The following is a 20,631-nucleotide window of genomic DNA, read 5'->3' on the forward strand; positions in this document are numbered from 1 at the left end:
TAGGGCGGCTGGAGTGGGGCGGCGCGGTCAGGCGCGCGGTTGGATGTTATAGACGCAACGCCGGTCGCCGGAGATCAGGTGTTCACAACGTTCAACAAGCGTGTCGTCGCCCATGGCCGCACGAAATATCTGCAACTCCGAGCGGCAGAAACCCTGGCATTTGCGCGCGGCGGCACAGATCGGGCAATGGTTTTCGATCAGCAGCCAACCTTCACCCGCGGGTTCCATATGCGCCATATAGCCGGCGAGTTCGCGGATGCGCACCAGGATGGCGACTTTTTCTTCCAGGGACGAGGCTTGCGAACACGCCTGGACGTACTCCTGGCGATTGGTCGCTTCCATGCTGGTGATGATTTTCTCGATGCCGTCACTGCCGAAAACCCCCTCGATGGATTCGATCAGGTGCAGGGTCAGCACGCTGTGGGAATCCGGGAATTTGTTCTGCGCGGTGTCCGTCAGGGCCCACTTCAACGAAGGGCGGCCGGCCCCGGAGGTGGGCGCGGAAACGCCGACGATCAACTCCGATGCCTGCAACTTCTGGATTTGTTGCCGGGTTGCCTCAAACGTGAGTTCCAGCAGGGAAGCCAGCTCGGTGGTTTTCAACGGGCCACGGGTCTTGAGCAAAAACAGGATGCGTTCAGCGGTGGATGACTGGGTATCGTCGGCAGGTTTGGAGGTCATAAATCGCGTGTAACCATGGGGAGTGAGGGCATCACTGGAGTTCGTCGACCTTTGGCGCCATCCATTGCGTAAGGGGTATTGGACATGAGCATAGTCATTTTTGCTGCTCAGGAAAATAATAAATAAAAGGAATTAATAAGCAATTATAAAGAGCAAATAATTATAAAAGGTTTGCCTTGCTTTTGTAGGACTTAGGACTAGGATCGTAGCTAGCTTTTTGGAAGCTGCTTCTAAACATACATTTGCACACGACTCCGGACCGTTAGAAAACACGCTACGTCTCAAGCACTGATCGCTTGCCGACGCCGGTGAAGACAAAAACATCCAAGGAAGAGAATCTGTATGAATGCGCAAAAGCCGACGACCATCTATGAGCACGCTGATGAAGTAACTGCTCTGTCCAGCGTGGTCGACCTGGTAAAACTCTCCGACCAGTATCGACAATCCGCCATCCTTCACTTCGCTGTAGCGCAGCACCTCTTCGATCAAACCACCCGCCCGGCCAGCGCCGACGCAATCAGCCAGCAATTGGGCTGGGTGCCCAACAAGGCCAAGATCTTTCTCAATGGCCTGGTTGCCCTGGGTCTGTTGAAAAAGTCCGCCGACACCTATACCAACCAGCCCCTGGCCGAGCGTTTCCTGGTCAGCCGCAGCGCCGAGTTCATCGGCCCTATCATTGCCCACCAGCGCTTGCAGTGGCAGAACTGGCCACGCCTAGGGGAAATCCTGAGCAGCGCCGAGTCCATGGATTTCCAGCAAGAGAACCGCTTCAAGCACGACATTGCCGCACGTGATGCCTTCAACGATGCGATGGTGCGCTTCAGTCAACCGATGGTCGATGTGCTCAAGGAGTTGCCGGTGTTCGATACCGCCAGCAAGGTCATCGACCTGGCCGGTGGACACGGCACCTACATCGCTGAAATCGCTCGGCGGCATCCCCAGGTCCAGGGCGAAATCTGGGACCTGGCCGCCACGCGCCAGTCCGCCGAAAGCACCCTCGAGAAGTACCAGCTGGCGGGGCGACTGACGTTCAAGGAACGTAACCTGCTGGACCTGGCCCGTTACGAAGGTGAAAGCGCCGACGTGATCATGGTCAATGACTGCCTGCACTATTTCACCCGCGAAGAAACCAGCACGCTGATCCGCTCGGCTGCACAGTTGGTCAACGACGGCGGCTCGCTGCTGGTACTGAGCATGACCCTGGAAGACGATGAAATTCACCCGGCGCTGTCGGCGGATTTCTCCCTGCACATGATGGTCAACACGGTGCACGGCGAGCTGCATCCCACCCGCTGGATTGCCGAACAGATGGTTGCCCAGGGCTTTGAGGTGGTGCAGGAACCTATCGGCCGCTACAGCCTGTTGATAGGTCGCCGTACCGAGGGGAGGGTTGCCTGATGCTGCGCTTTATTACCTTGTACAGCCCCGACACGGCGGCCCGCTTGAACGGGTTTCTCGAACCGTTGAACGCCTGCGCGACAGCGGCCGGTTTTGAACTGTGCGCGGCCGTGGAGGGCGCGCAATTACCCCAGGCCGACGGGTTTATCCTGCTGGTGTCGGCGGCAGACAGCCTCGACACCCTCACTACTCGGCTCGCGCAATTGGCGGATGGTTATCACAACAAGGCCGTCAGCGTCGTGCGCCTTATCGAAGGCCGCGCCGGGCAACCTGCCGGTGACCCGCTGAATGCGACATTGCTGCACCACGCGGCCTGTTTCATTTACCCCCATGGCCTGGCGGTCACTGACGCGGGCGTGTCCTCGGAGACGGTGAAAACCTGGCTGGCGGGTTTTTCCAAATTCGCCGCCGCGATCAAAATGTGGCGCTCCCTGGAAGGCGTATCCATCGAGGCTGCCGCGCTGGAATCCCAGCGCCCGCAACTGACCCATATCAACATCCTCACCCGTAACCTGGAAGCCTCCCAGGCGTTCTACCGTGACATCTTCGGCGCCCACTATTGCTACAACCTGGGGCCGCGCAAGGTGGTGATGGAGTTGAACGGGTTCGATTTCTTCATCGAGCACAATCCTGACTTTGTCTACCCGCCGGGCTACCACATCGGCATTCGTGCGCTGCCGGAGGACGTCAAGCGCATCGCCGAAAAAGTGGCTGCCGACGACAACATCACCCTGGTCAAGGGCAATGGCCCCGCGCCGGGTTATCACCACGGCCCGGACAATGTCCGTACTGCGGTGTATTTCGAAGATCCCGATGGCTTGGTGGTTGAGGTGTATTCCACTGAAATCGAGATGATCGAGACCAATCGAAGGTTGCTGCTCGACCGACTCTGATACCTGACTGATCCACACACGCCGAGCGGTTTCGTGCTCGGTGGTGGATGTGTTCGCTCGGAAAAAAGGTGTACCTATGACGAATCAATACGGTTGGCATTGGCCGACGCTACCGAGCCCTTTGCCAAAGAACGTGTCTGATCGGGTATTGATGGGCTACCCGCAGGCTTACGTCGAATATGAACTGACCCGGCAAATCGCCGATGCTACCGGACAGTTGATGAGCGCGCCTATCGAGCAACTGCTGCGGGTGGTTGAGTCGGTGGCCGAGCCTCTGGTCCGACGGATCGCCGCCGGTGAAGTGCTGGGTTGCAAGGGCGACCCGCGTATCGACGTGTTCAACCCAGCCATGTGTGACGTTCCCGCTGCCCAGGTCGAGATCGGCCTGGAGCCGCAGCGCGTCGACGCGGTCATGACCGCCTACGCCGGGCTGGGTCTGGACCGCAGTTGGATCGAGAAGGAAACCCCCAACCATCGGGTCAGCCTGGCGAGCTTTCGCATCGGTCGCTACCCGGTGACCAATAGCGAATACCGCGCCTTCCTGCTGGATACCGGTTATCCGTTCTTGCCTACCGGCTGGGCCTTTGGCCGCTTTCCCCAGCACCAGGCCAACCATCCGGTGTACAGCGTCAGTGATGTGGATGCCGACGCCTATGCCCAATGGCTGAGCCGGCGCACCGGTCGCGCGTTTGCGTTGCCCAGCGAAGCACAGTGGGAATACGCCGCGGCAGGGCCGCAGCGCTCCCAGTTTCCCTGGGGCGAAACCTTCAATGTCGAGTACGCCAACACCATCGAGTTGGGGTTGCTCACGTCGACACCCGTCGGGGTGTTCCTCGAGGGCGCTTCGATGTTTGGCGCGCTGGACATGGCCGGCAACGTGGAAGAGTACGTTGCCGACGATTATCGGGCCTATCCGGGCGGGCCTGAGATCAACGATGACCTGGTGCTGGATGTCGGTCGGCACCGGGTAGCCCGTGGAGGCAGTTTCACCCGCTTCAGGGATCTTGCGCGCAACCGGCGCCGACATGGACGTTATCCACGACCCATCTATGTCATGGGATTCCGTTTGGTAGAAAACCACTCTGGCCAGAACGCGACACTTCCATAGAGGCTACGTCATGGACACTCCAGTAACGCTTCATACGCAAGTTCCCATCTCCATTCTTGGCGGTGAGGTCAACGCCCACTTCTACGGGTTCAAGGGCTTTGACAAGAACAATGAACACTTTGCCGTCAAAGCCGGTGAGCCCGATGCCGAGGTGCCCCTGGTACGTGTGCATTCCGAGTGCATCACCGGTGATGTGTTCGGTTCCCAGCGCTGCGATTGCGGCCCGCAGTTGCAGGAAGCCCTGAAGGCGCTCGATGCCGAGGGCGGCTACCTGATCTACCTGCGCCAGGAAGGTCGCGGTATCGGCCTGTATTCGAAGTTCGAAACCTACCTGCTGCAAGACGCCGGCATGGACACCTACGAGGCCAACCTGGAACTCAACCACCCGGAGGACTCGCGCAGTTTTGCCCCGGCGGTCGCCATGCTGCGTGCCCTGGATGTGCATCGCTGCCGGCTCCTGACCAACAACCCGGACAAGGTCAAGCAGCTGCGCGACGGTGGGATCGACGTGGTCAGCTCAGTGCCGACCGGGGTGTTCCTGACCAAGCAGAACCACAACTACCTGCGCTCAAAAGTCAGCAAGTCGAGCCACACCATCAAGCTTTGATTTCATTCCCCAGGAAAAGGACTTTTCGATGAGACACATAGGCCCTATCAGCGGTGTCGCCGCCCATGCTGGTGAGTTCATCGCCACCGCCGGTTACGACAACCAAGTCATTTTGTGGAACGCCCATACTGGGCATTCGATCCACCGGGTCAGCCATGACCACCTGGCCAACCAGTGCGCGTTCAGCGCCGATGGCAAGTACCTGGTGAGTGCCAGCAGCGACTACACCGCCCGCGTTTGGGAAGTGCCGAGCATGCGCCTCAAGGCCGTGCTGTCGGGGCATGATGACGACGTGGAAATGGCGGTGTTCTCACCGGACGGCGCGTCGATCGCGACCTGCTCGCGCGATCATCAACTGCGCCTCTTCGACCTCGACGGCAACCTCAAGGGCACCTGCCGCGGGCATCAGGCCGACGTGATTTCCGTGGTCTGGTCGCCGGATGGCAAGCGCCTGATTTCCAGCAGTGACGACGGCACCGTGCGCCAGTGGGACACCACCACCTTCGAGCAATGCGATGAAGTCGACATCGGCGGCGTCGAGACCGATACCGTCGCCATTACCCGTGCCGGCGTGGTGTTTGCCGGTGACGACGAAGGACGCATCTCGATCATCCATGGGGGCGAGATCCGCGCCATTCCTGCCCACGATGCCGGGATCAAGCGCATTGTCTGGAACGACGAAAAACAGCTGCTGGTGACCTTGAGTTATGACCGCCTGGCGATCCTCTGGCGCTTCGATGGCAGGCAGCTGGAACGCCTGCGCAGCACCAACTTGCCGAGCATCGTCTGGCCGCGCAGCTGTGCGTTCGTCGGCAGCGATGCCTTGGTGTTCGCCACCTTCGGTTCGCGCTACGCCACCTGGGATTATGAAAACGATCAGTGGGCCGTGGACGGCATTCAGCCAGCGGTGAGCATCAACGCCGTGGTGACCACCGACGGCGGGCAATACAGCATCGGTGACGCGGGCTTGCTGTTTCGCGATAACCAGCCCGTGAGCGGTGTCGGCAGCCTGTGCAACTTCCTGCTGCCGTTCGGCCCGCTGCTGCTGACCGGCGGGCAGATGGGCCAGGTGTTCGATGCCCTCAGCGGGCGCCTGTTGTATCAACATCGCTCGCCGCTCAATTGCGGCACGACGTTCCAGCGCAATGGCCAACTTCATGCATTGATCGGAACCTACACCGGCGAAGGCCTGGTGTTTGTCATCGCCGGCGATAACAGCCTGGAACTGGTGGCGTCGATCCCGATGCACGACAACGCGATCAAAGGCGTGGCGGCCAACGAGCATCACCTGTTCAGCGTATGCGCCTCGGCCGCCGCCGCCCTGCACACCATCAGCGACTTCAGTTGTGCGCGGCATATCGAAAATGCCCACACGCGTATCTCCAACGGTTGCTGCCGGGTCGACGGCGGTTTCGCCAGCATTGGTCGCGACCTGAAGCTGCGCCTGTGGCTGGAGTCCGGTGACGAGGTGTATGACACGCCGCACCGCAATTCCATCAAGTGCATTTGTGCCTCCGCCGACGGGGAAGTGATTGCCACCGCGAACTACAGCGGCACCATCGCGCTGTTCGACTTGCCCAGCCGTTCCTGGCAGCAAGTACAGCGTCCCACCGCCAGTGGTATCTCCTGCATCACCCACAGCACGGCCAGCGATGATTTCCTGGCCAGTTCCTACGACGGCCAGATCTACGGGATTGCCACCCGTCGTGCCTCTTGACCCAAGGACCGCCTGATATGAGCAAGCAAGCGCAATTCATGGACGTATCGACGTACCGCCGGGCGCTCGACACCTCATTTGTCCACCGCTACAGCCATGGTGAGGATGAGTGGTCCTGGGACATCGGCATGGCCAAGGCTGCCCGGGTCTTCCTCGAGGCGCTGGGGCCGACGCCGGACCAGCACATCCTCGACGTGGGCGTCGGCCGTGCACGAGATGCCTCGGAGTTTATCCTGGCGGGGCACCGGGTGACCGGCCTGGACATCGTCGAGAATTCCAGCTGGCCGCTGCTGCGCAAGCGCTGGGGCGAGCGTCTCAGCCTGGTGTGCAGCGCCCTGCAGGATTGGCAGCCACCGGCGGGGGAGGTGTTTGACGGCGTACTCGACAATGGCTGCTTCCATCACCAGCATCCGGATGAGTGGAGCCGTTACCTGGCCAATATCCGCCAGTACGCGCGCCCTGGCGCGCTGCTCGGGCTCAACGTCTTCGGCGTCGACGCGAGCAACCCGGAGCCGGGCTGGCGCGAGATGGATAACCAGCGTCAAGGTTATTTCTTCACCGAACAGGGTGTGCGCGACACCCTGGAAGCGTTTGGTTTCACCTGGCAGGACCTGGTGGTGATCGAGCGTCAGCACGGTGAGGCGGTGTACCTGTTGGCGCTGGTTCGCACATGAGCCTGACGCTGGCGCGCGACATGCACTTCATGCGGCTCGCCCTGAAACTGGCCGACCGGGGGGCCTTTACCACGGCACCCAACCCCCGGGTCGGTTGCGTGATCGTCAAGGGCGACTTGCTGCTTGGCCAGGGCTGGCACGAGTGGGCGGGGCAGGCACACGCCGAAGTCAATGCCCTGCGCGAGGCGGGCGTCGATGCGCGGGGCGCCACCGCCTATGTCACCCTGGAGCCGTGCGGCGGTCATGGGCGCACGCCGCCCTGTGCCGATGCGTTGATCAAGGCCGGGGTGGCGCGGGTGGTGATCGCCAGTGTCGACCGCTCCCAGCATGGGCATCACGGCATTGAGCGGCTTGAGGCGGCGGGGGTGCTGGTCGAACACTTGCCGTGTCCGGAGGCGCGTGAGTTGAACCAGGGGTTTTTCTCGCGTACCGAACGCAAGCGGCCGTGGCTGCGGATCAAACTGGCCATGAGCCTGGACGGGCGCACCGCCCTGGGTAACGGGCAATCCAAATGGATCACCTCGACCGAGGCCCGGGACGATGTGCAGGTGTGGCGCGCCCGGGCCTGCGCCGTGCTCACCGGCAGTGGCACGCTGCTGGCGGACAACCCGCGCCTGACGGTGCGCCTGCCCGACCCGCACACGGTGTTTTCCACGCCGCTGCGGGTGGTGCTCGACCAGCACCTCAAGGGCGATGCCAATGCCCATGTGCTGGATGGCGCGGCACCGACCCTGGTGTTTCACGGACCCGGCGCACAGCCGCTGGACCCGCCACCTGCGGGGGTGCGTTTCCGGCAGGTCGGGCTCGACGGCGAAGGGCTCGATCTGCGGCAGGTCATGACGGTCCTGGGTGAAGAGGGCTGCAACGAGGTCCAGGTCGAAGCCGGCCCGGTATTGTGTGGCGCCTTTGCGGCGGCAGGCCTGGTGGATGAATGGTTGGTCTACATCGCCCCGGTGTTCCTGGGCAGTGATGCGCGGCCGTTGCTGGCGCTGGATGGCTTGACCGACCTGGGGCAGGCGCAACCGTTGTCGATCATCGAGCAATGCCTGGTGGGTGCAGACATCCGGGTGCGATTGCGGCCGGCCAGCGCCCTGGCGTGATCGTTCCCACGCGCGTGGAAACGATCACGGCGCGATTATTTGCGGCAGGTCAAACCGATCTGCAGGCTGTTGCGCTCGAACAGTTGCCAGTACCCCGCACCCATGGTGGTGCGGCTGTGTTCGCTGATCAGCGGGGCAACCCAGGTGAGCTGGTTAAAACCGGCTACCCGTGCGGCTTCTTCGTACACGCCTTGCTCCCAGCGATAGTAGGTAAACGGTGCGGGGGGCGATGACATGAACTGTGCATTGCAGCGAAATCCGCCGGCGACCGGGGTTTCATCGAACACCTCAATCCCATAGCGGGTGAAATTGCCTTTTTGCAGTTCGAACGACGGGTTGGCGGTGTAGGCCACCAATTGCCCGCCGGGCTTCAGATTGTCCGCCGCCGACTGAAACATCTTGCTCAGTTCGTCGACACTGCTGGCATAGTTGAACAGCCAGGCCGCCGTCACCATGTCGTAGGCGCCGATACGGCCCATCTTCGCCACGTCCCGTACTTCGTAGGCGATACCGTCGTTGGCTTGCCGTGCCTGGTAGATCATGTTTTCGGAAATATCCACGCCATGCACCTTGGCCGCCCCCCAGTCCTTCAACTGGCGACTGAAGAAGCCATGCCCACAGGCCAGGTCCAGGATACGCAGGCCCTCGACATTGCCGACCATGCTACGGAAGGTGTCGACCTCGACCTTGCGTTGAGAGGCCCTGGCGGTGAAATCCTCGAACTGTTCACTGATGCGTTCGTACACTTCTTTGGATTCTTTCATCTGCATGCCACTCCTTCGAATATGCGGGCTGGGTGATGAGCAAGCCTTGGTGGTTTTTATGCAAGGTATTGCTTGCGATATTAGGCGCAACGCCTCGATTTAACAAATGGCTTAGTGCGCGGTTTACCGACCAGGGGCTGCCATTGTTGCGCGAGCGCGGGTTGTTTCGCAGTGAGTACAGCCACAGCACGTTGCGTGGGCATCTGGGCTTGCCGGTGCCGGTGAATCGGCATACGGCTGCAAGGAGCGAGGCGGCCTGAGGGTCACCACCATTTCCAGCGGCCCTGTTGTTTCAGGGTCGCGATAATGGCTAGGCGTTTGTGGCGTAACTCCACCGACTTTTGCCGCAGTTCGCGGCAGCGGTTGCTGTTGAGGATCAACAGGCCGATCAAGGGGCAGAGAAGGGACATGGAGTAAAGGTAGGCGTTGGGGCGGTAGGCGATGGAGGGAAGTGCTACCAGTAGGCAGATGAGGTAGATCCCTACGTTTATCCAGACCCAGTGAATGCGGCCATATAGCACTTCGTATTTGGCGAGGGCGAATACTGTGCCAAGCCCCATAGCGCCGAAAAAAGATGTATTGGTGGAAAAGTCTATGGGGGACGTCGAGAGATAAGTGAGCATTGTCAGAATCGCTGTCAATCCTATTGAGGCGCATGCGACAAGCAAGTCTGCTCCGATTACCGGCATGTACCGCTTGATTAATTTCCAAGGGTTTTCAATAAAGACGGCTGAGTAATATTCGTTTTTTATTCCACTCTGTTTGCTCACTGGCTGAGTTCCTCGTAGATGCCTATTGCGAGCGTCCTGACATTTCCGTTGGTTGCACTACTGGTGAAGCTAAGCGTCGCAGTAAGTACGTCAATTATGTGGGTAGCGGTTGCATGCTGCATCTTTGCGGCGCTGATACGCTTGGGGAATCTGCCCTTAGCTTTTTCCAACTTGAGCAATTTGGGCGTGAACCTCGGGTCTCGAATTCTCAGCAACTCATCATTGAGTTTAGCCCGCTCCTGGCGAGTCAGTCCTTTGAGTGCTTGGCGGACGGATTTTCCGGATACTCTTGTGGTTGTAATAATGGCTTTCACTGTGACTAACATCGAAGTTGAAACTCCCAGCAATGCCACTCCGTCCAGCACTACCGTTGCGTCTTGATACCAGAATTCGCTATCTAAATAATCATTGAATTCCGGGAAAGCCGCTTCTGATCCCGTTCGGAGGACGCCAGCGATACACTGCACCGTACCCGCCACCGCTGCGGCCTGACCAATCAAGGAAATCACCGCGCTCGTCCCTGCTGTAAAAGGCATCAGTGCAAAACCACTTGAAATCACCACCCAGCTCAGTATCGCCCCCGCACACGTCACCGCCGTATTCAACGCTTCACTCACCAACCGCGATTCCCGCGGCTCATGCTCCAACATCCGCTTGAACTCCACTGCCCCCACAGACCTGGGTGCCTCACGCAACACCACCTTAATCGGCCGCACACTGCAAATCGCCTGGAACTCACGCAGTACCACCACGTTGAAATCCCCATCGATATACACCACCCCCGCACCGATCAACACCGGGTCGGCGTCTATGGCGAAGAACAACCGCCGCAGGTCGAGGCTGCTTTCAATGCGTTGGCGTGTAGTGCGGTGGGCTGATGGGAATCCATCCTTGAACAGGGCGACGGTCATTCCTGAACTCCTTTTTTTGGGAGTTGAGAGAGTAAAGACGCCGCGGCTGGGATGAATGTCGGAAGCTTCGCCATTTGCAGTCGGGCACTTCCTGAAGCGACTTTGACGTCTTGTAAGCCCGCTCCCGATTGAGGAAAAGTGCGCCCCACGTCACTTCCGACGGACCACAGGACAAGGAGCCAACGTGGCAGTCGATATGTTTTTGAAACTGGGCGATATCAAGGGTGAATCGCGGGAGCAAGCTCCCTCGCCACAAACCCATTATTCACTCACCAAACCCAATGATGGGAACGATCAGGCGGTGGGGTAGGGGGGGTACCACTATTTCCAGCGGCCTTGTTTTTTCAGGGGCGCGATGATGTCTTCGCGCTTGCGGCGGATTTCTACCATCTTGTGGCGCAGTTCGCGGCAGCGGTTGCTGTTGAGGATTAGCAGACCTATCAGCGGGCTGAGCAGGGACATGACGTAGAGAAAAAGCGGTGGACGGTACGCTATCGCGGGCAGGGAAATAAGTAAGCAAATAATGTAAATACCGACACTAATCCATACCAAGTGAATTCGGCCATGGGTCACCTGAATCTTGGAAAAAAAGAGGACAACGCCCATTGTGACGCTGCCGAAAAAAAAGATTTTGATTGCCAGGCCTTCCGGGAATCTTGAGAGAAAGGTCACCAACAGTAAGACGGCAGTCATCGCGATCGTGAAGCAGCCGGCAAGTAGATCGGCTCCAATCACTAGTGCATAGCGTCTCCTGAATTTTCGTGGATTTTCAAAGTGGAAATATGCGTAAGCGCGCTCCTCAGACGTTAGTGTTTTCCAATCCTTCCATTTTTCATCCATGCCAAGTTCCCCGAGGTCTTTTGCCGTTTTACGCTTGCTCATTGGCTGGCTTCTTCGTAGATGCCAATAGCCAATGTTTTGATGTTTCCTGGCATTGAGCTGCTAGCGAAACCCAGGGTTGCAGCCAAGGCGTCTCTTATATGGTTGACGGTAGCAAGTTGCATTTCCGTGGCGCTGATTCGTTTTGGCAATACTCTATTGGCTTGTTTCACCTTGAGCAGTTTTAGCGTTAATCGAGGGTCCTGAAGCCTGAGCAGCTCGTCATTCAGTTTTGCTCGCTCTTGTCGGTTCAAGCCTTTCAGTACCTGTCTGAGTGGCTTGCCGGTGACTTTCGTTGCTGTATTTACTGTTTTGATTGTGGTCCAAGCCGAGGTGGCGACGCCAAGTGATGCAATGGCATCCAGCGTTGCGTCAACGGCCTGATACCAGGCTTCGTTATCCAATTGATCAAGGTATTGCGGAGCAAACGCCTCTACGCTGGTTCGACCTAATCCAACGATGCATTGGGTGATGCTGGCAGCCAGGGCCGCCTGACCGATAAACGTAATCACCACACTCGTCCCCGCCGTAAACGGCATCAACATCACTCCACTCGTAACTACTATCCAACTCAATACCGCCCCCCCACACGTCACCGCCGTGCCAAGCGCCTCAGCCACCAATTTCGACTCCCGAGGCTCATGCTCCAGCATCCGCTTGAACTCCACCGCCCCCACAGACCTGGGTGCCTCACGCAACACCACCTTGATCGGCCGCACACTGCAAATCGCCTGGAACTCACGCAGCGTGACCACGTTGAAGTCCTCATCGATATACACCACGCCCGCGCCAATCAGCACCGGGTCGCTGTCGATGGCGAAGAACAGCCGACGCAGGTCGATGCTGCTTTCAATGCGTTGGCGGGTGGTGCGGTGGGCCGAGGGGAATCCATCGTTGAACAAGGCGGTCGTCATTCCTTAGCTCCTGGGTTTTTGGGAGTCGAGAGGGTAAAGACGTAGTGGCGCAAATTAATGTCGGACGTTTCGCCATTTCAAGGCAGGCACTTCCCGATCCCGCTTTGCCATCTTGTGAGCACCGTCTCGATTCGGGAACAGTGCGCCCCACGTCACTCCCGACGCACAACAGGACAAGGAACCAACATGGCAGTCGATATGTTTTTGAAACTGGGCGATATCAAGGGTGAATCGCGGGACCAGGCCCATCGTGACGAGATCGATATTACCAACTGGGGCTGGGGTTTATCGCAAACGGGCTCGATGCATTCCGGCACGGGAGGCGGCTCGGGCAAGGCCGACTTTGCCAACCTGAACCTGACCAAACCCCTGGATAAATCCAGCCCTAACCTGATGATGGCCTGTGCCACCGGCAAGCATTACCCCGAAGCCAAATTGGTGGTGCGCAAGGCCGGCGGAGCCAGCCCGGTGGAATATCTGGTAATCACTTTGAAGGAGGTCATGGTGGTGTCCTACAGCACCCGCGCTGAAACGGCCGATGATGTGTTGTACGACAGCATCGCCTTGAACTTCGCCACCGTCGACGTCAGCTATCAGCCGCAGAAAGCCGACGGCGCCAAGGACGGTGGGCCGGTGAAGTTTGGCTGGAATATTCGGCAGAACGTCAAAGTGTGATGCGCTGAGAGGGCATAGGTATCTATGCAACTTTTCAAACCCTGACACATCTCCTGTGGTGAGCGGGCTTGTCCCGCGTTGGGGTGCGAAGCGCCCCTGATGAAGACGAATGCGGTGTATCAGGCACTCCTCTGTGCCTGGTTTTGGGGCTGCTACGCAGCCCAACGCTCGCGGTGCGACGATTCGACAAGCCCGCTCGCCACAGGCCCATCACTCATTCACCAAACCCAATAATCGCCTTGGTTTCCAGATACTCCTCGAACCCCTGCACACCATACTCCCGGCCATTCCCTGAGCGCTTGTAGCCCCCAAATGGCGCCATCGGATTCCACGCCGGATGGTTCAGGTGCACCTGGCCCGCCCGTATACGCGAAGCCACCGCCCGCGCAACATCCAGGTCCTGCCCTTGAACATGAGCACCCAGCCCGTAGACCGTATCGTTGGCGATGGCGACGGCTTCATCCACCGTCTCATAGGCAATGATGCACAGCACCGGCCCAAATATTTCCTCTTGGGCAATGCGCATGGCGTTGTCCACGTCGGAGAAAACCGTCGGCCGCGTATAGAAGCCCTTGTCAAAACCCGCCGCCCGTCCCGGCCCACCGCAGAGCAGTTTGGCGCCCTCGTCGAGGCCGGCCTGGATCATGGCCTGGACGCGATGGAACTGGGCTTCGTTGGCAATCGGGCCCAACTGCGTTTCTTCCGATTGCGGGTCGCCCACGATCAATGCATTCGCGGTGGCCGCCGCCAGGGCTTCGACTTCGGCCAGGCGGCTTCTTGGCACGATCATGCGGGTCGGCGCGCTGCACGATTGGCCGACGTTGCGAAACGCCGACATCACGCCCAGCGGCACGGCCTTGGCGAAGTCGGCGTCGGGCAGCAGCACATTCGGCGACTTGCCGCCCAGCTCCTGGGTCACGCGCTTGACCGTCGGCGCGGCGGCCTGGGCCACCAACGCGCCTGCGCGGTTGGAGCCGGTGATGGAAATCATGTCGATGTCCGCATGGGCCGCCATGGCCGCGCCGACTTCGGCACCGCTGCCGTTCACCAGGTTGAACACCCCAGGCGGCAGGCCGGCGTCATGCACCAGTTGGGCAAACAGCAGGGCACTCAAGGGCGACAGTTCGCTGGGTTTCAACACCACGGTGCAGCCGGCGGCGATGGCCGGGGCGACTTTTGCGGTGATTTGATACAGCGGCCAGTTCCATGGCGTGATAAGCCCGCACACGCCGATGGCTTCGCGCTCGATGGCGGTACCGCCTTCCACGGTCTGGAAACGGTAGCTGGACAGCAGGTCACGGGCGACTCGGACGTGCTCGGCCGCCAGCGGCACTTGCATCGCCCGCGCGAAGCCAATGGCCGCGCCCATTTCCAGGGACAGCGCCTGTGCCAGTTGCTCTTTGCGCTCAAGGATCAGTTCGTGGATTTTCCCCAGCACTTGCGCTCTCGTTTCAGCCGGGGTCGCAGACCAACCGGCAAGCGCCCCGCGTGCTGCCGCGACGGCCCGGTCGACATCCTCGGCAGTCCCGCGCGCCACCTGGGCAACCACGGCTTCAGTGGCCGGGTTGACCACCGGCAGCGTTGCCGGGATCGCCGGGGACGTCCAACGACCGTTGATATAAAACTGGTGAGCCGTGTGCGGATCAACGCTGTAGCTATTTGAAGAGTGGGTGGTCATCCAACTGGCTCCCTGGAGCGGTAATAGGCGCTGCGAACGGCACGGCCCGGTGTCTGGATACGCTAGCAAAAGGCTCCCGTGCAAAGATGCCGTTATTCAGCGCTGCAAGGGAGAATCTGCTGAATCTGGCAGGCTGGCGTGGCTCATATCAGTTTTCCTGTGGTGGGGGCGTTTGCAGGCACCGTCGAAGGTTGGGTGAACCGCCGAATATCGAAAGGGCTGATCAAGGTGCTGGTACTGCCGGTGCTGATCAGTTCGGCCATCACATCCCCCACGCCAGGGCCGAGCTGGAAGCCGTGGCCGCAGAAGCCGAAGGCATAAAACAGCCCGTCCACGCTGCCGCTGGGGCCCATCACCGGCAGGGAGTCGGGTGTATAGCTTTCGATGCCGCTCCACACGCGGATGATGTTCAGTTTCTCGGCGCCCGGTAATAGCCGTTTCATCTGGCGCATCTGGTTGAGCAGGCTCTCGGGCTTGAAAAACGCGCGGCGGTTGAGCATGTCCGGCGTGCAGCGGGCGCCGCCACCGATGATGATGTTGCCGCGCGGGATCTGGCGGAAGTAGATCACCTCTTCCTTGATCTTGGTGAACACACCGATCACGGTGGGCAAGGTGTAGGGCACCGGTTCGGTGACCGACATCTGCGGGCCGTTGGGCTCCAGTGGCACCGGCTCGCCGAAGCGCTCGGACAGGCGCGCGGCCCAGGCGCCGGCGGTAATCAACAGTTGCTCGGCGATGAACAACTGCCCATCGAGGGTGGTGACGTGGAACCGGCCATTGATCTTTTCCACGTCGGCGACTTCGGTGCTTTCTTCGATTCGCGCACCGAGGCGCCGGGCGGCGCGGGCAAAGGCCGGTGCGGCCAGGCGGGGGTTGGCGTGGCCGTCGTGGGGCGCGTAGGAGCCGCCTTTCACCTCGGGGCCGAGGAAACCGAAACGCTGGTGCAACTCGGCGCCGCGATAGATTTTCAGGTCCAGTTGCGCGGCTTCCGGCGCAGCGGCGTAGGCCTCCAGTTCAGCGATTTCATCTTCGCGATAGCACACGCGCATGTGGCCGCTGGGGATAAATTCCAGGTCGTCGTCGATCAACTCCGGCAGGCGTTTCCACAGCGCCCACGAACGATTGGCCAACTCCAGTTGCCCCAGGTAGCGGCCCTGGCGGCGCACATTGCCGAAGTTCACACCGCTGGCGTACTGACCGATCTGGTCGCGTTCCAGCAGCGTGACCGAACAACCGCGGCGGCGCAGGAAAAACGCCGACGAGGCGCCCATGATGCCGCCGCCGATGATCAGCACAGCGCTTTTTTGCGGGGTCATGAAGGCTGCTCCTGTGCGGTACGGGCCACGGCGTCGATTTCGATCAGGTAGCCATGGTGCAACACCGGCACGGGCACCACGGCGCGGGCCGGTTTATGTTCACCCAGGTAGCGCGCATAAATTTGATCAAAGGCGGGCCAGTGTTCTATGCCGACCACGTACACCGTCACTTTGAGCAGGTCACGGGGGCTCAGGCCCGCTTCACCCAGGATCGCCACCAGGTTATCCAGGGCAATCGAGGCTTGCACCGCGAACGGTTGCCCGGCGCTGTGCTCGCCATTGGCGCGTACCGGCAGTTGCCCCGACACATACAGCAGGCCGCCGTGTGCCACTGCCTGGGAATAGTGCCCGCCCGGCGGTGCCGCGTGGGTGCTATGAATCGAGTGGATGCGATTACCAGCCATGCAGGCGACTCCAGGTGTGCACGCTGCCATCGGCATCCACCGCGTGATAATCCGGGAACTGTGCGCCGGTGGCACAGGCATGGTTGGGCAGGATGCGCAGCCGACTGCCGATGGGGAAACGCGTGACAAGCGCGTCACTGTCGGCAGCGCCCAGGGTGACGATGCCGTGTTCCTGGTTGGCGCCGGTGACCTGCGCGCCGTCGATCCAGTCGCCCGCTTCGCTGCACACTTGGCCATAACCGAAGTCCTGGCGCTGGCGCTGGGTGCCACGGTCACGACTCATGGCCATCCAACCGGCGTCGGTGATGATCCAGCCTTTGTCCGGCTGATGACCGATCACGGTGGTCAGTACGCTCAGCGCCAACTCATCGGCCTGGCACACGCCGATGTTGCGCATGACTAGGTCGAAGAACACATACACACCTGCGCGCACTTCGGTGACGCCGTCCAGGTTCAGCGCCGAGAGCGCCGTGGGTGTGGAGCCGATGCTGACCTCGGGGCACGCCAGTCCGGCTGCGCGGAGGGTGTCTGCGGCGCGTACGCAGAGCGCGCGCTCCTGTTCGGCCAGCGCTTGCAGGGGTTCCAGGCTGTCCAACTCGTAACTCGAGCCGGCGTGGGTCATCACGCCGCGCAGGTGCAGGCCGCCGTCGCTGAGGATGCGCGCGACGTCGATCAGTACCGGGTCCTGCGCGGCGAGGCCGGAGCGATGGCCGTCGCAGTCGATTTCGATCCACACGTCGAGGCGTTCGTCATGCTGCTGTGCGAAAGCGACCATGGCCTCGGCGCCTGAGACGCTGTCGGTGAGCAGGCTGAGATTGCAGCCTTTGCGCCGCAGGGCCAGGGCCTGGGGCAGTTTGCCCGGGGCGATGGCCACGGCGTAGAACACATCGCGGATACCTGCGGCGAAACAATGCTCGGCTTCCTTGAGGGTGGAAACCGTCACACCGCTGGCCCCTGCGGCGATCTGGGCCTGGATCACCGGCAGGCACTTGCTGGTTTTGATATGCGGGCGCAAACGCACGCCCAGGCTGCTCATGCGTTGTTGCATACGCTGGATATTGCGCTGCATCTGCGGGATGTCGACGAGCGCGGCGGGCGTGTCGAGGGAAGCAATCGGCGTGGACATGGCGGAGCTCGCGTGGCTGGGTACAGGCTGCACTCTACTCAGCCGTTGTTAACGTGTGGTTCAATCAGCGTTCATCAATCATTAAGTAAAATTGAATGATTTCCATCGAAGACCTGCGGCTGGCGGTGACCCTGGCTCGCTCCGAATCGCTGAGCGCCGCCGCCCGGACACTGAATGTCTCGCCGCCGGCGCTGTCCATGCGCCTGCGCAAGTTGGAGACGCTGCTGGGGCTGACCCTGGCCAATCGCGATGCGCGACGCCTCAGCCTGACGGCGGATGGCGAGCGGTTCTCGCGGGAGAGCGCACTGCTGCTGGAACAGCTGGAAGCGTTGCCGGAGTCGTTCCGGCAACAGGACGATACCCTGGTGGGCACCTTGAGGTTGGCGGCGCCGTTTGGCTATGGTCGCCAGCGCATCGCACCGCTGCTGGCACGGTTTGCCAAACTGCACCCGCAGCTGCGCCTGCACCTGGATTTGCGCGAGACGCCCTGGCCCGATCGCCATGACAGCGATGCGGTGATTCACATCGGGCATCTGAATGACAGCCTGTGGACCGCGCGGCCACTGACGCCAAACGAGCGCTGGTTGTGCGCCAGCCCGGCCTATCTGCATGCCCACGGCGTGCCGTCTTCGCCGGACGAACTGGCGTCCCATCGTTGCATTTGCATTCGCGAAAATGATGAAGACGTCACCCTGTGGCACCTGCGCAAAGGCCAGGGCCGCAAGACGCTGCGTGTGGAGCCTGCGTTGTTGAGCAACGATGGTAGCGTTGCTCGGCGCTGGGCCGAGCAAGGCTTGGGGTTGGTGCTGCGTTCGCAGTGGGACGTGAGTGACGCCGTGGCCAGCGGCAGCCTGGTGCGCGTGTTGGCGGACTGGAGCTTTGACAGCGCGCCGATCCTCCTGCTGGTGCCGTCGCGCAAACTGCGCAGCCCGCGCGTACAGGCGTTGGTGGCGTTTCTGGAAGAGGCGTTGAAGGCCTGAGTTATTTCACCGCGTAGACCTTGCGCACGTACACCGTGCTGGTCCAGGCGCACGGCGCGCCCTTGGTCACGAATACTGTGTCCCCGCTGTTCACCGTGACCTCGCCACCCTCGTTGTCCTGCAGGGTGACGCTGCCTTCGAGGAGGTGCATCAACTCATGCAGTTTGTGCGGGCGGCCGTGACGGGCGTAGGGCGTCGAGTCCCAGATGCCGACGCGCAGCTCGGTGATCGCATCGTCGAACAGGTTGAGCGCGCGGCACTGCGGGGTTGGGCCGATCAGGATCTGGGGCTCCGGCGCGGCGGAGGGGTTGAGCAGGGTGTGCGGGGCGAGCAGGGTCAGGCCTGGGCAGGCGGGCGCATCGGTCTGGTCGACCGCGCAGAATGCCCATTCGCTGCCTGCACTGGCCTGCACTGTTAGGCGTGTACCCAGGCCGATCACGGCGCTGCTGCCGACACCCAGTTCCAGTGTCTGTTCTGCGCTGCTGAGCAGCACATGGCCGGCGTGCACCACCAGGGTTTCGCTGTGGGGGAAGTCTTCGATCACGCTTTCGCCGCTGAACGGTACAAGCCCTGCGGACACGCCATCGTCACCCATCCAGGCGAGTTGGCGGTTGTCGCCGAACGGGTCCAGCGCGCTGAGTGCGCCGCTGTTGAAAGACGTGGCAACGCGGCTGCCGTCGGCGCGTGCCAACAGCAGGATACGGGGAGATGACATGGGGAGTGCTCCGGGAGGAAAGTCAGCCGATCGCCTGGGTGATCAGGGCAAAGGGATGGACGCCTTGGCTGGCCTGGGGTGGGGTGCCCAAGGCCATCTGCGCGACGGTGTCGATGTTCTTCAGGCCGGCCTGTTCGAGCCAGTCGCTGAGGCCACAGACGACGGGAATGTCGATGCGCACGAAGGTGTCCGGCACCTGGGCCAGCAAGGTGGCGATCAGGTGCTTGGCCTGCTCGCTATTTTCCGCCACCACCGGGCCGATGCAGCGCCCCCGACCAAACGGCCGCAGCAGGGCGAAGCCGCGTAGCCGGCCGTCACGCTCGATACCCACGGCGTGCTCCACCTGCAGATCGCGCAGCACCTCGCGGCGGTCCAGGCCGCTGGCGGCTTTAGCCAGCGCGAGCAGGCTGGCGTGGTCACCGGCGTTAAGCGCACGGCAGGTTTCGCCGTCGGCCAGCGCCGGCAGGGCGGGCACCGACGCCTGGCCCTGATGTTGCTGCACGCGCCCGAACTCAACGAACCCCTGGCTTGCATACAGCGGCGCGCCGGCGAGGGTGGCATTGAGCACCGGCGTGCGCGTGCCGCAAGCGGCGAGGGCCTTTTCCATCAAGCGCCGGCCGATGCCTTGGCCCTGGTAGTCATTGCTGACGATCACCAGGCCGATGGTGGCGTAGTCGCCCTGGGGGCAGGTGAACGCGCTGCCGATCAGCCGCTCGCCATCCATGACCACGAAGCCGTCGCTGACCCGTTGCAGCATCGCCCAGTCTTCCAGGCGGTGGGGCCATTTGAGTTGCACCGACAAGGCGTGGGCGGCCGGCAGGTCGGCCACGGTCATTGGGCGGTAGGTGTAAGCGGGGTGTGGCAGGGCGGACATGGCGAGTCTCCGTAGAGCGTTGTGTTGTGTCGCGTCAGGGTGCTTGTATCCCACCTGGGTTGAGGGCTGGCAAGGGGGGCGGGAATATTCGGTAGATTCCTCGTGGTGTGCGGGGCGAGACCACAGTTACTACTTAATTGGGGTTGGGGGGCAGCAGCAAATGCCATGGGGTTGGCGTTGGAGCTGACTGGAGTAGGGCGGGTGTACTCGGTTAAAAATGTGGGAGGGGGCTTGCTCCCGATGAGGCCGTGTCAGTGGATACATCTGTAGATGACCCACTGCCATCGGGGCATAAGTATCTACACATTTTTTTTCAGCGGTCTGTGGCGAGGGCGCTTGCTTCCGTGGCGGCCTTCGGGCCGACCGCTTTTTTTGGGGGGTGAGTACATATCCGTTGCTGCGGTAACGGCCACTATGGGTTCCGCCCTTACGGCGGCTCACTTTTGG

22 protein-coding genes and 1 pseudogene are annotated in these 20,631 nt (G+C 61.1%); 11 read left to right on the forward strand and 12 right to left on the reverse strand.

Annotated elements, in window-relative coordinates; genetic code table 11:
• Nucleotides 1-27: 27 nt before the first annotated feature.
• Complete coding sequence (locus AB1462_RS29055; protein WP_259191836.1) at nt 28-681, reverse strand: metalloregulator ArsR/SmtB family transcription factor; 654 nt, start codon at nt 679-681, stop codon at nt 28-30.
• Between the two features lie 342 nt (nt 682-1,023).
• Between AB1462_RS29055 and AB1462_RS29060 the strand changes: the two genes are divergently transcribed.
• The 7 genes from AB1462_RS29060 to ribD all read left to right on the forward strand — a co-directional run bounded on the left by AB1462_RS29060 (nt 1,024) and on the right by ribD (nt 8,178).
• Complete coding sequence (locus AB1462_RS29060; RefSeq protein ID WP_315339073.1) at nt 1,024-2,079, forward strand: class I SAM-dependent methyltransferase; 1,056 nt, start codon at nt 1,024-1,026, stop codon at nt 2,077-2,079.
• Entirely contained in the window at nt 2,079-2,972 is an 894-nt protein-coding gene (locus tag AB1462_RS29065; protein ID WP_259191831.1) for a VOC family protein, read from the forward strand. Before AB1462_RS29060 ends, AB1462_RS29065 begins: the two co-directional genes overlap by 1 nt.
• A gap of 76 nt (nt 2,973-3,048) precedes the next feature.
• Nucleotides 3,049-4,080, forward strand: coding sequence for a formylglycine-generating enzyme family protein (locus AB1462_RS29070; RefSeq protein WP_367248678.1), 1,032 nt, complete (start codon nt 3,049-3,051; stop codon nt 4,078-4,080).
• A 10-nt stretch (nt 4,081-4,090) separates the two neighbouring features.
• Nucleotides 4,091-4,687: a GTP cyclohydrolase II RibA gene (gene ribA / locus AB1462_RS29075; protein WP_259191828.1), complete on the forward strand. Its 597-nt coding sequence runs from the start codon at nt 4,091-4,093 to the stop codon at nt 4,685-4,687.
• A gap of 28 nt (nt 4,688-4,715) precedes the next feature.
• Nucleotides 4,716-6,404 carry a WD40 repeat domain-containing protein gene (locus tag AB1462_RS29080; protein ID WP_367248680.1) on the forward strand — a complete coding sequence of 563 codons (1,689 nt, stop codon included), beginning with the start codon at nt 4,716-4,718 and terminating at the stop codon, nt 6,402-6,404.
• A gap of 17 nt (nt 6,405-6,421) precedes the next feature.
• Nucleotides 6,422-7,078 (forward strand): class I SAM-dependent methyltransferase, encoded by a 657-nt coding sequence (locus tag AB1462_RS29085; protein ID WP_315339078.1) that lies wholly within the window; start codon nt 6,422-6,424, stop codon nt 7,076-7,078.
• On the forward strand, nt 7,075-8,178 hold the full coding sequence (gene ribD, locus AB1462_RS29090) for a bifunctional diaminohydroxyphosphoribosylaminopyrimidine deaminase/5-amino-6-(5-phosphoribosylamino)uracil reductase RibD (protein ID WP_367248682.1): 1,104 nt from the start codon (nt 7,075-7,077) through the stop codon (nt 8,176-8,178). Before AB1462_RS29085 ends, ribD begins: the two co-directional genes overlap by 4 nt.
• A gap of 35 nt (nt 8,179-8,213) precedes the next feature.
• On the opposite strand, the gene AB1462_RS29095 is transcribed toward ribD, so the two are convergent.
• Complete coding sequence (locus AB1462_RS29095; RefSeq protein WP_259191820.1) at nt 8,214-8,942, reverse strand: trans-aconitate 2-methyltransferase; 729 nt, start codon at nt 8,940-8,942, stop codon at nt 8,214-8,216.
• A 122-nt stretch (nt 8,943-9,064) separates the two neighbouring features.
• Between AB1462_RS29095 and AB1462_RS29100 the strand changes: the two are divergent.
• Nucleotides 9,065-9,202, forward strand: a pseudogene (locus AB1462_RS29100) (LLM class flavin-dependent oxidoreductase); the annotation flags it as partial.
• Nucleotides 9,203-9,205: 3 nt separating this feature from the next.
• On the opposite strand, the gene AB1462_RS29105 reads toward AB1462_RS29100, so the two are convergent.
• Nucleotides 9,206-9,712 (reverse strand): hypothetical protein, encoded by a 507-nt coding sequence (locus tag AB1462_RS29105; protein ID WP_259191817.1) that lies wholly within the window; start codon nt 9,710-9,712, stop codon nt 9,206-9,208.
• Nucleotides 9,709-10,623, reverse strand: a complete 915-nt coding sequence (locus AB1462_RS29110; RefSeq protein WP_367248684.1) for an NAD synthetase — start codon at nt 10,621-10,623, stop codon at nt 9,709-9,711. Before AB1462_RS29110 ends, AB1462_RS29105 begins: the two co-directional genes overlap by 4 nt.
• 184 nt (nt 10,624-10,807) lie before the next feature.
• Here AB1462_RS29110 and AB1462_RS29115 point away from each other — a divergent pair, with 184 nt between their 5' ends.
• Entirely contained in the window at nt 10,808-10,933 is a 126-nt protein-coding gene (locus tag AB1462_RS29115) for a hypothetical protein (RefSeq protein ID WP_261384976.1), read from the forward strand.
• Between the two features lie 11 nt (nt 10,934-10,944).
• Here the strand turns inward: AB1462_RS29115 and AB1462_RS29120 are convergent, their stop codons facing one another.
• Nucleotides 10,945-11,505: a hypothetical protein gene (locus AB1462_RS29120; RefSeq protein WP_146371542.1), complete on the reverse strand. Its 561-nt coding sequence runs from the start codon at nt 11,503-11,505 to the stop codon at nt 10,945-10,947.
• Entirely contained in the window at nt 11,502-12,416 is a 915-nt protein-coding gene (locus AB1462_RS29125; RefSeq protein WP_367248685.1) for an NAD synthetase, read from the reverse strand. Before AB1462_RS29125 ends, AB1462_RS29120 begins: the two co-directional genes overlap by 4 nt.
• A gap of 186 nt (nt 12,417-12,602) precedes the next feature.
• Here AB1462_RS29125 and AB1462_RS29130 point away from each other — a divergent pair, with 186 nt between their 5' ends.
• Nucleotides 12,603-13,091, forward strand: a complete 489-nt coding sequence (locus AB1462_RS29130; RefSeq protein ID WP_065948050.1) for a type VI secretion system tube protein Hcp — start codon at nt 12,603-12,605, stop codon at nt 13,089-13,091.
• A gap of 214 nt (nt 13,092-13,305) precedes the next feature.
• Here AB1462_RS29130 and AB1462_RS29135 read toward each other — a convergent pair whose 3' ends face one another.
• The 4 genes from AB1462_RS29135 to AB1462_RS29150 all read right to left on the reverse strand — a co-directional run bounded on the left by AB1462_RS29135 (nt 13,306) and on the right by AB1462_RS29150 (nt 17,615).
• A complete protein-coding gene (locus tag AB1462_RS29135; RefSeq protein WP_259191812.1) occupies nt 13,306-14,769 on the reverse strand; it encodes an aldehyde dehydrogenase family protein in 1,464 nt (487 codons plus the stop codon).
• 143 nt (nt 14,770-14,912) lie between these two features.
• Complete coding sequence (locus AB1462_RS29140) at nt 14,913-16,085, reverse strand: NAD(P)/FAD-dependent oxidoreductase (protein ID WP_367248687.1); 1,173 nt, start codon at nt 16,083-16,085, stop codon at nt 14,913-14,915.
• A complete protein-coding gene (locus AB1462_RS29145; protein WP_259191808.1) occupies nt 16,082-16,489 on the reverse strand; it encodes a RidA family protein in 408 nt (135 codons plus the stop codon). The genes AB1462_RS29140 and AB1462_RS29145 overlap by 4 nt, the downstream gene beginning before the upstream one ends.
• Nucleotides 16,479-17,615 (reverse strand): DSD1 family PLP-dependent enzyme, encoded by a 1,137-nt coding sequence (locus AB1462_RS29150; protein ID WP_259191807.1) that lies wholly within the window; start codon nt 17,613-17,615, stop codon nt 16,479-16,481. Before AB1462_RS29150 ends, AB1462_RS29145 begins: the two co-directional genes overlap by 11 nt.
• A 95-nt stretch (nt 17,616-17,710) precedes the next feature.
• Between AB1462_RS29150 and AB1462_RS29155 the strand changes: the two genes are divergently transcribed.
• Entirely contained in the window at nt 17,711-18,595 is an 885-nt protein-coding gene (locus AB1462_RS29155; RefSeq protein ID WP_090406255.1) for a LysR family transcriptional regulator, read from the forward strand.
• Nucleotide 18,596: 1 nt separating this feature from the next.
• Here the strand turns inward: AB1462_RS29155 and AB1462_RS29160 are convergent, their stop codons facing one another.
• Both AB1462_RS29160 and AB1462_RS29165 read right to left on the reverse strand, forming a co-directional pair.
• Nucleotides 18,597-19,310: a cupin domain-containing protein gene (locus AB1462_RS29160; protein ID WP_367248688.1), complete on the reverse strand. Its 714-nt coding sequence runs from the start codon at nt 19,308-19,310 to the stop codon at nt 18,597-18,599.
• A gap of 22 nt (nt 19,311-19,332) precedes the next feature.
• The gene (locus AB1462_RS29165; RefSeq protein WP_367248689.1) at nt 19,333-20,184 is read right to left on the reverse strand and encodes a GNAT family N-acetyltransferase; all 852 of its coding nucleotides are present in this window, start codon (nt 20,182-20,184) and stop codon (nt 19,333-19,335) included.
• Nucleotides 20,185-20,631: the final 447 nt, after the last annotated feature.

It is taken from the genome of Pseudomonas sp. SB113 (assembly GCF_040754745.1).
GTDB lineage: Bacteria > Pseudomonadota > Gammaproteobacteria > Pseudomonadales > Pseudomonadaceae > Aquipseudomonas > Aquipseudomonas grimontii.

Coding starts and splice junctions, on each gene's coding strand:
- AB1462_RS29055 (WP_259191836.1), bottom strand. CDS start 681: ATGACCTCCAAACCTGCCGACGATACCCAGTCATCCACCGCTGAACGC.
- AB1462_RS29060 (WP_315339073.1), top strand. CDS start 1,024: ATGAATGCGCAAAAGCCGACGACCATCTATGAGCACGCTGATGAAGTA.
- AB1462_RS29065 (WP_259191831.1), top strand. CDS start 2,079: ATGCTGCGCTTTATTACCTTGTACAGCCCCGACACGGCGGCCCGCTTG.
- AB1462_RS29070 (WP_367248678.1), top strand. CDS start 3,049: ATGACGAATCAATACGGTTGGCATTGGCCGACGCTACCGAGCCCTTTG.
- ribA (WP_259191828.1), top strand. CDS start 4,091: ATGGACACTCCAGTAACGCTTCATACGCAAGTTCCCATCTCCATTCTT.
- AB1462_RS29080 (WP_367248680.1), top strand. CDS start 4,716: ATGAGACACATAGGCCCTATCAGCGGTGTCGCCGCCCATGCTGGTGAG.
- AB1462_RS29085 (WP_315339078.1), top strand. CDS start 6,422: ATGAGCAAGCAAGCGCAATTCATGGACGTATCGACGTACCGCCGGGCG.
- ribD (WP_367248682.1), top strand. CDS start 7,075: ATGAGCCTGACGCTGGCGCGCGACATGCACTTCATGCGGCTCGCCCTG.
- AB1462_RS29095 (WP_259191820.1), bottom strand. CDS start 8,942: ATGAAAGAATCCAAAGAAGTGTACGAACGCATCAGTGAACAGTTCGAG.
- AB1462_RS29110 (WP_367248684.1), bottom strand. CDS start 10,623: ATGACCGTCGCCCTGTTCAAGGATGGATTCCCATCAGCCCACCGCACT.
- AB1462_RS29120 (WP_146371542.1), bottom strand. CDS start 11,505: ATGAGCAAGCGTAAAACGGCAAAAGACCTCGGGGAACTTGGCATGGAT.
- AB1462_RS29125 (WP_367248685.1), bottom strand. CDS start 12,416: ATGACGACCGCCTTGTTCAACGATGGATTCCCCTCGGCCCACCGCACC.
- AB1462_RS29130 (WP_065948050.1), top strand. CDS start 12,603: ATGGCAGTCGATATGTTTTTGAAACTGGGCGATATCAAGGGTGAATCG.
- AB1462_RS29135 (WP_259191812.1), bottom strand. CDS start 14,769: ATGACCACCCACTCTTCAAATAGCTACAGCGTTGATCCGCACACGGCT.
- AB1462_RS29140 (WP_367248687.1), bottom strand. CDS start 16,085: ATGACCCCGCAAAAAAGCGCTGTGCTGATCATCGGCGGCGGCATCATG.
- AB1462_RS29145 (WP_259191808.1), bottom strand. CDS start 16,489: ATGGCTGGTAATCGCATCCACTCGATTCATAGCACCCACGCGGCACCG.
- AB1462_RS29150 (WP_259191807.1), bottom strand. CDS start 17,615: ATGTCCACGCCGATTGCTTCCCTCGACACGCCCGCCGCGCTCGTCGAC.
- AB1462_RS29155 (WP_090406255.1), top strand. CDS start 17,711: ATGATTTCCATCGAAGACCTGCGGCTGGCGGTGACCCTGGCTCGCTCC.
- AB1462_RS29160 (WP_367248688.1), bottom strand. CDS start 19,310: ATGTCATCTCCCCGTATCCTGCTGTTGGCACGCGCCGACGGCAGCCGC.
- AB1462_RS29165 (WP_367248689.1), bottom strand. CDS start 20,184: ATGTCCGCCCTGCCACACCCCGCTTACACCTACCGCCCAATGACCGTG.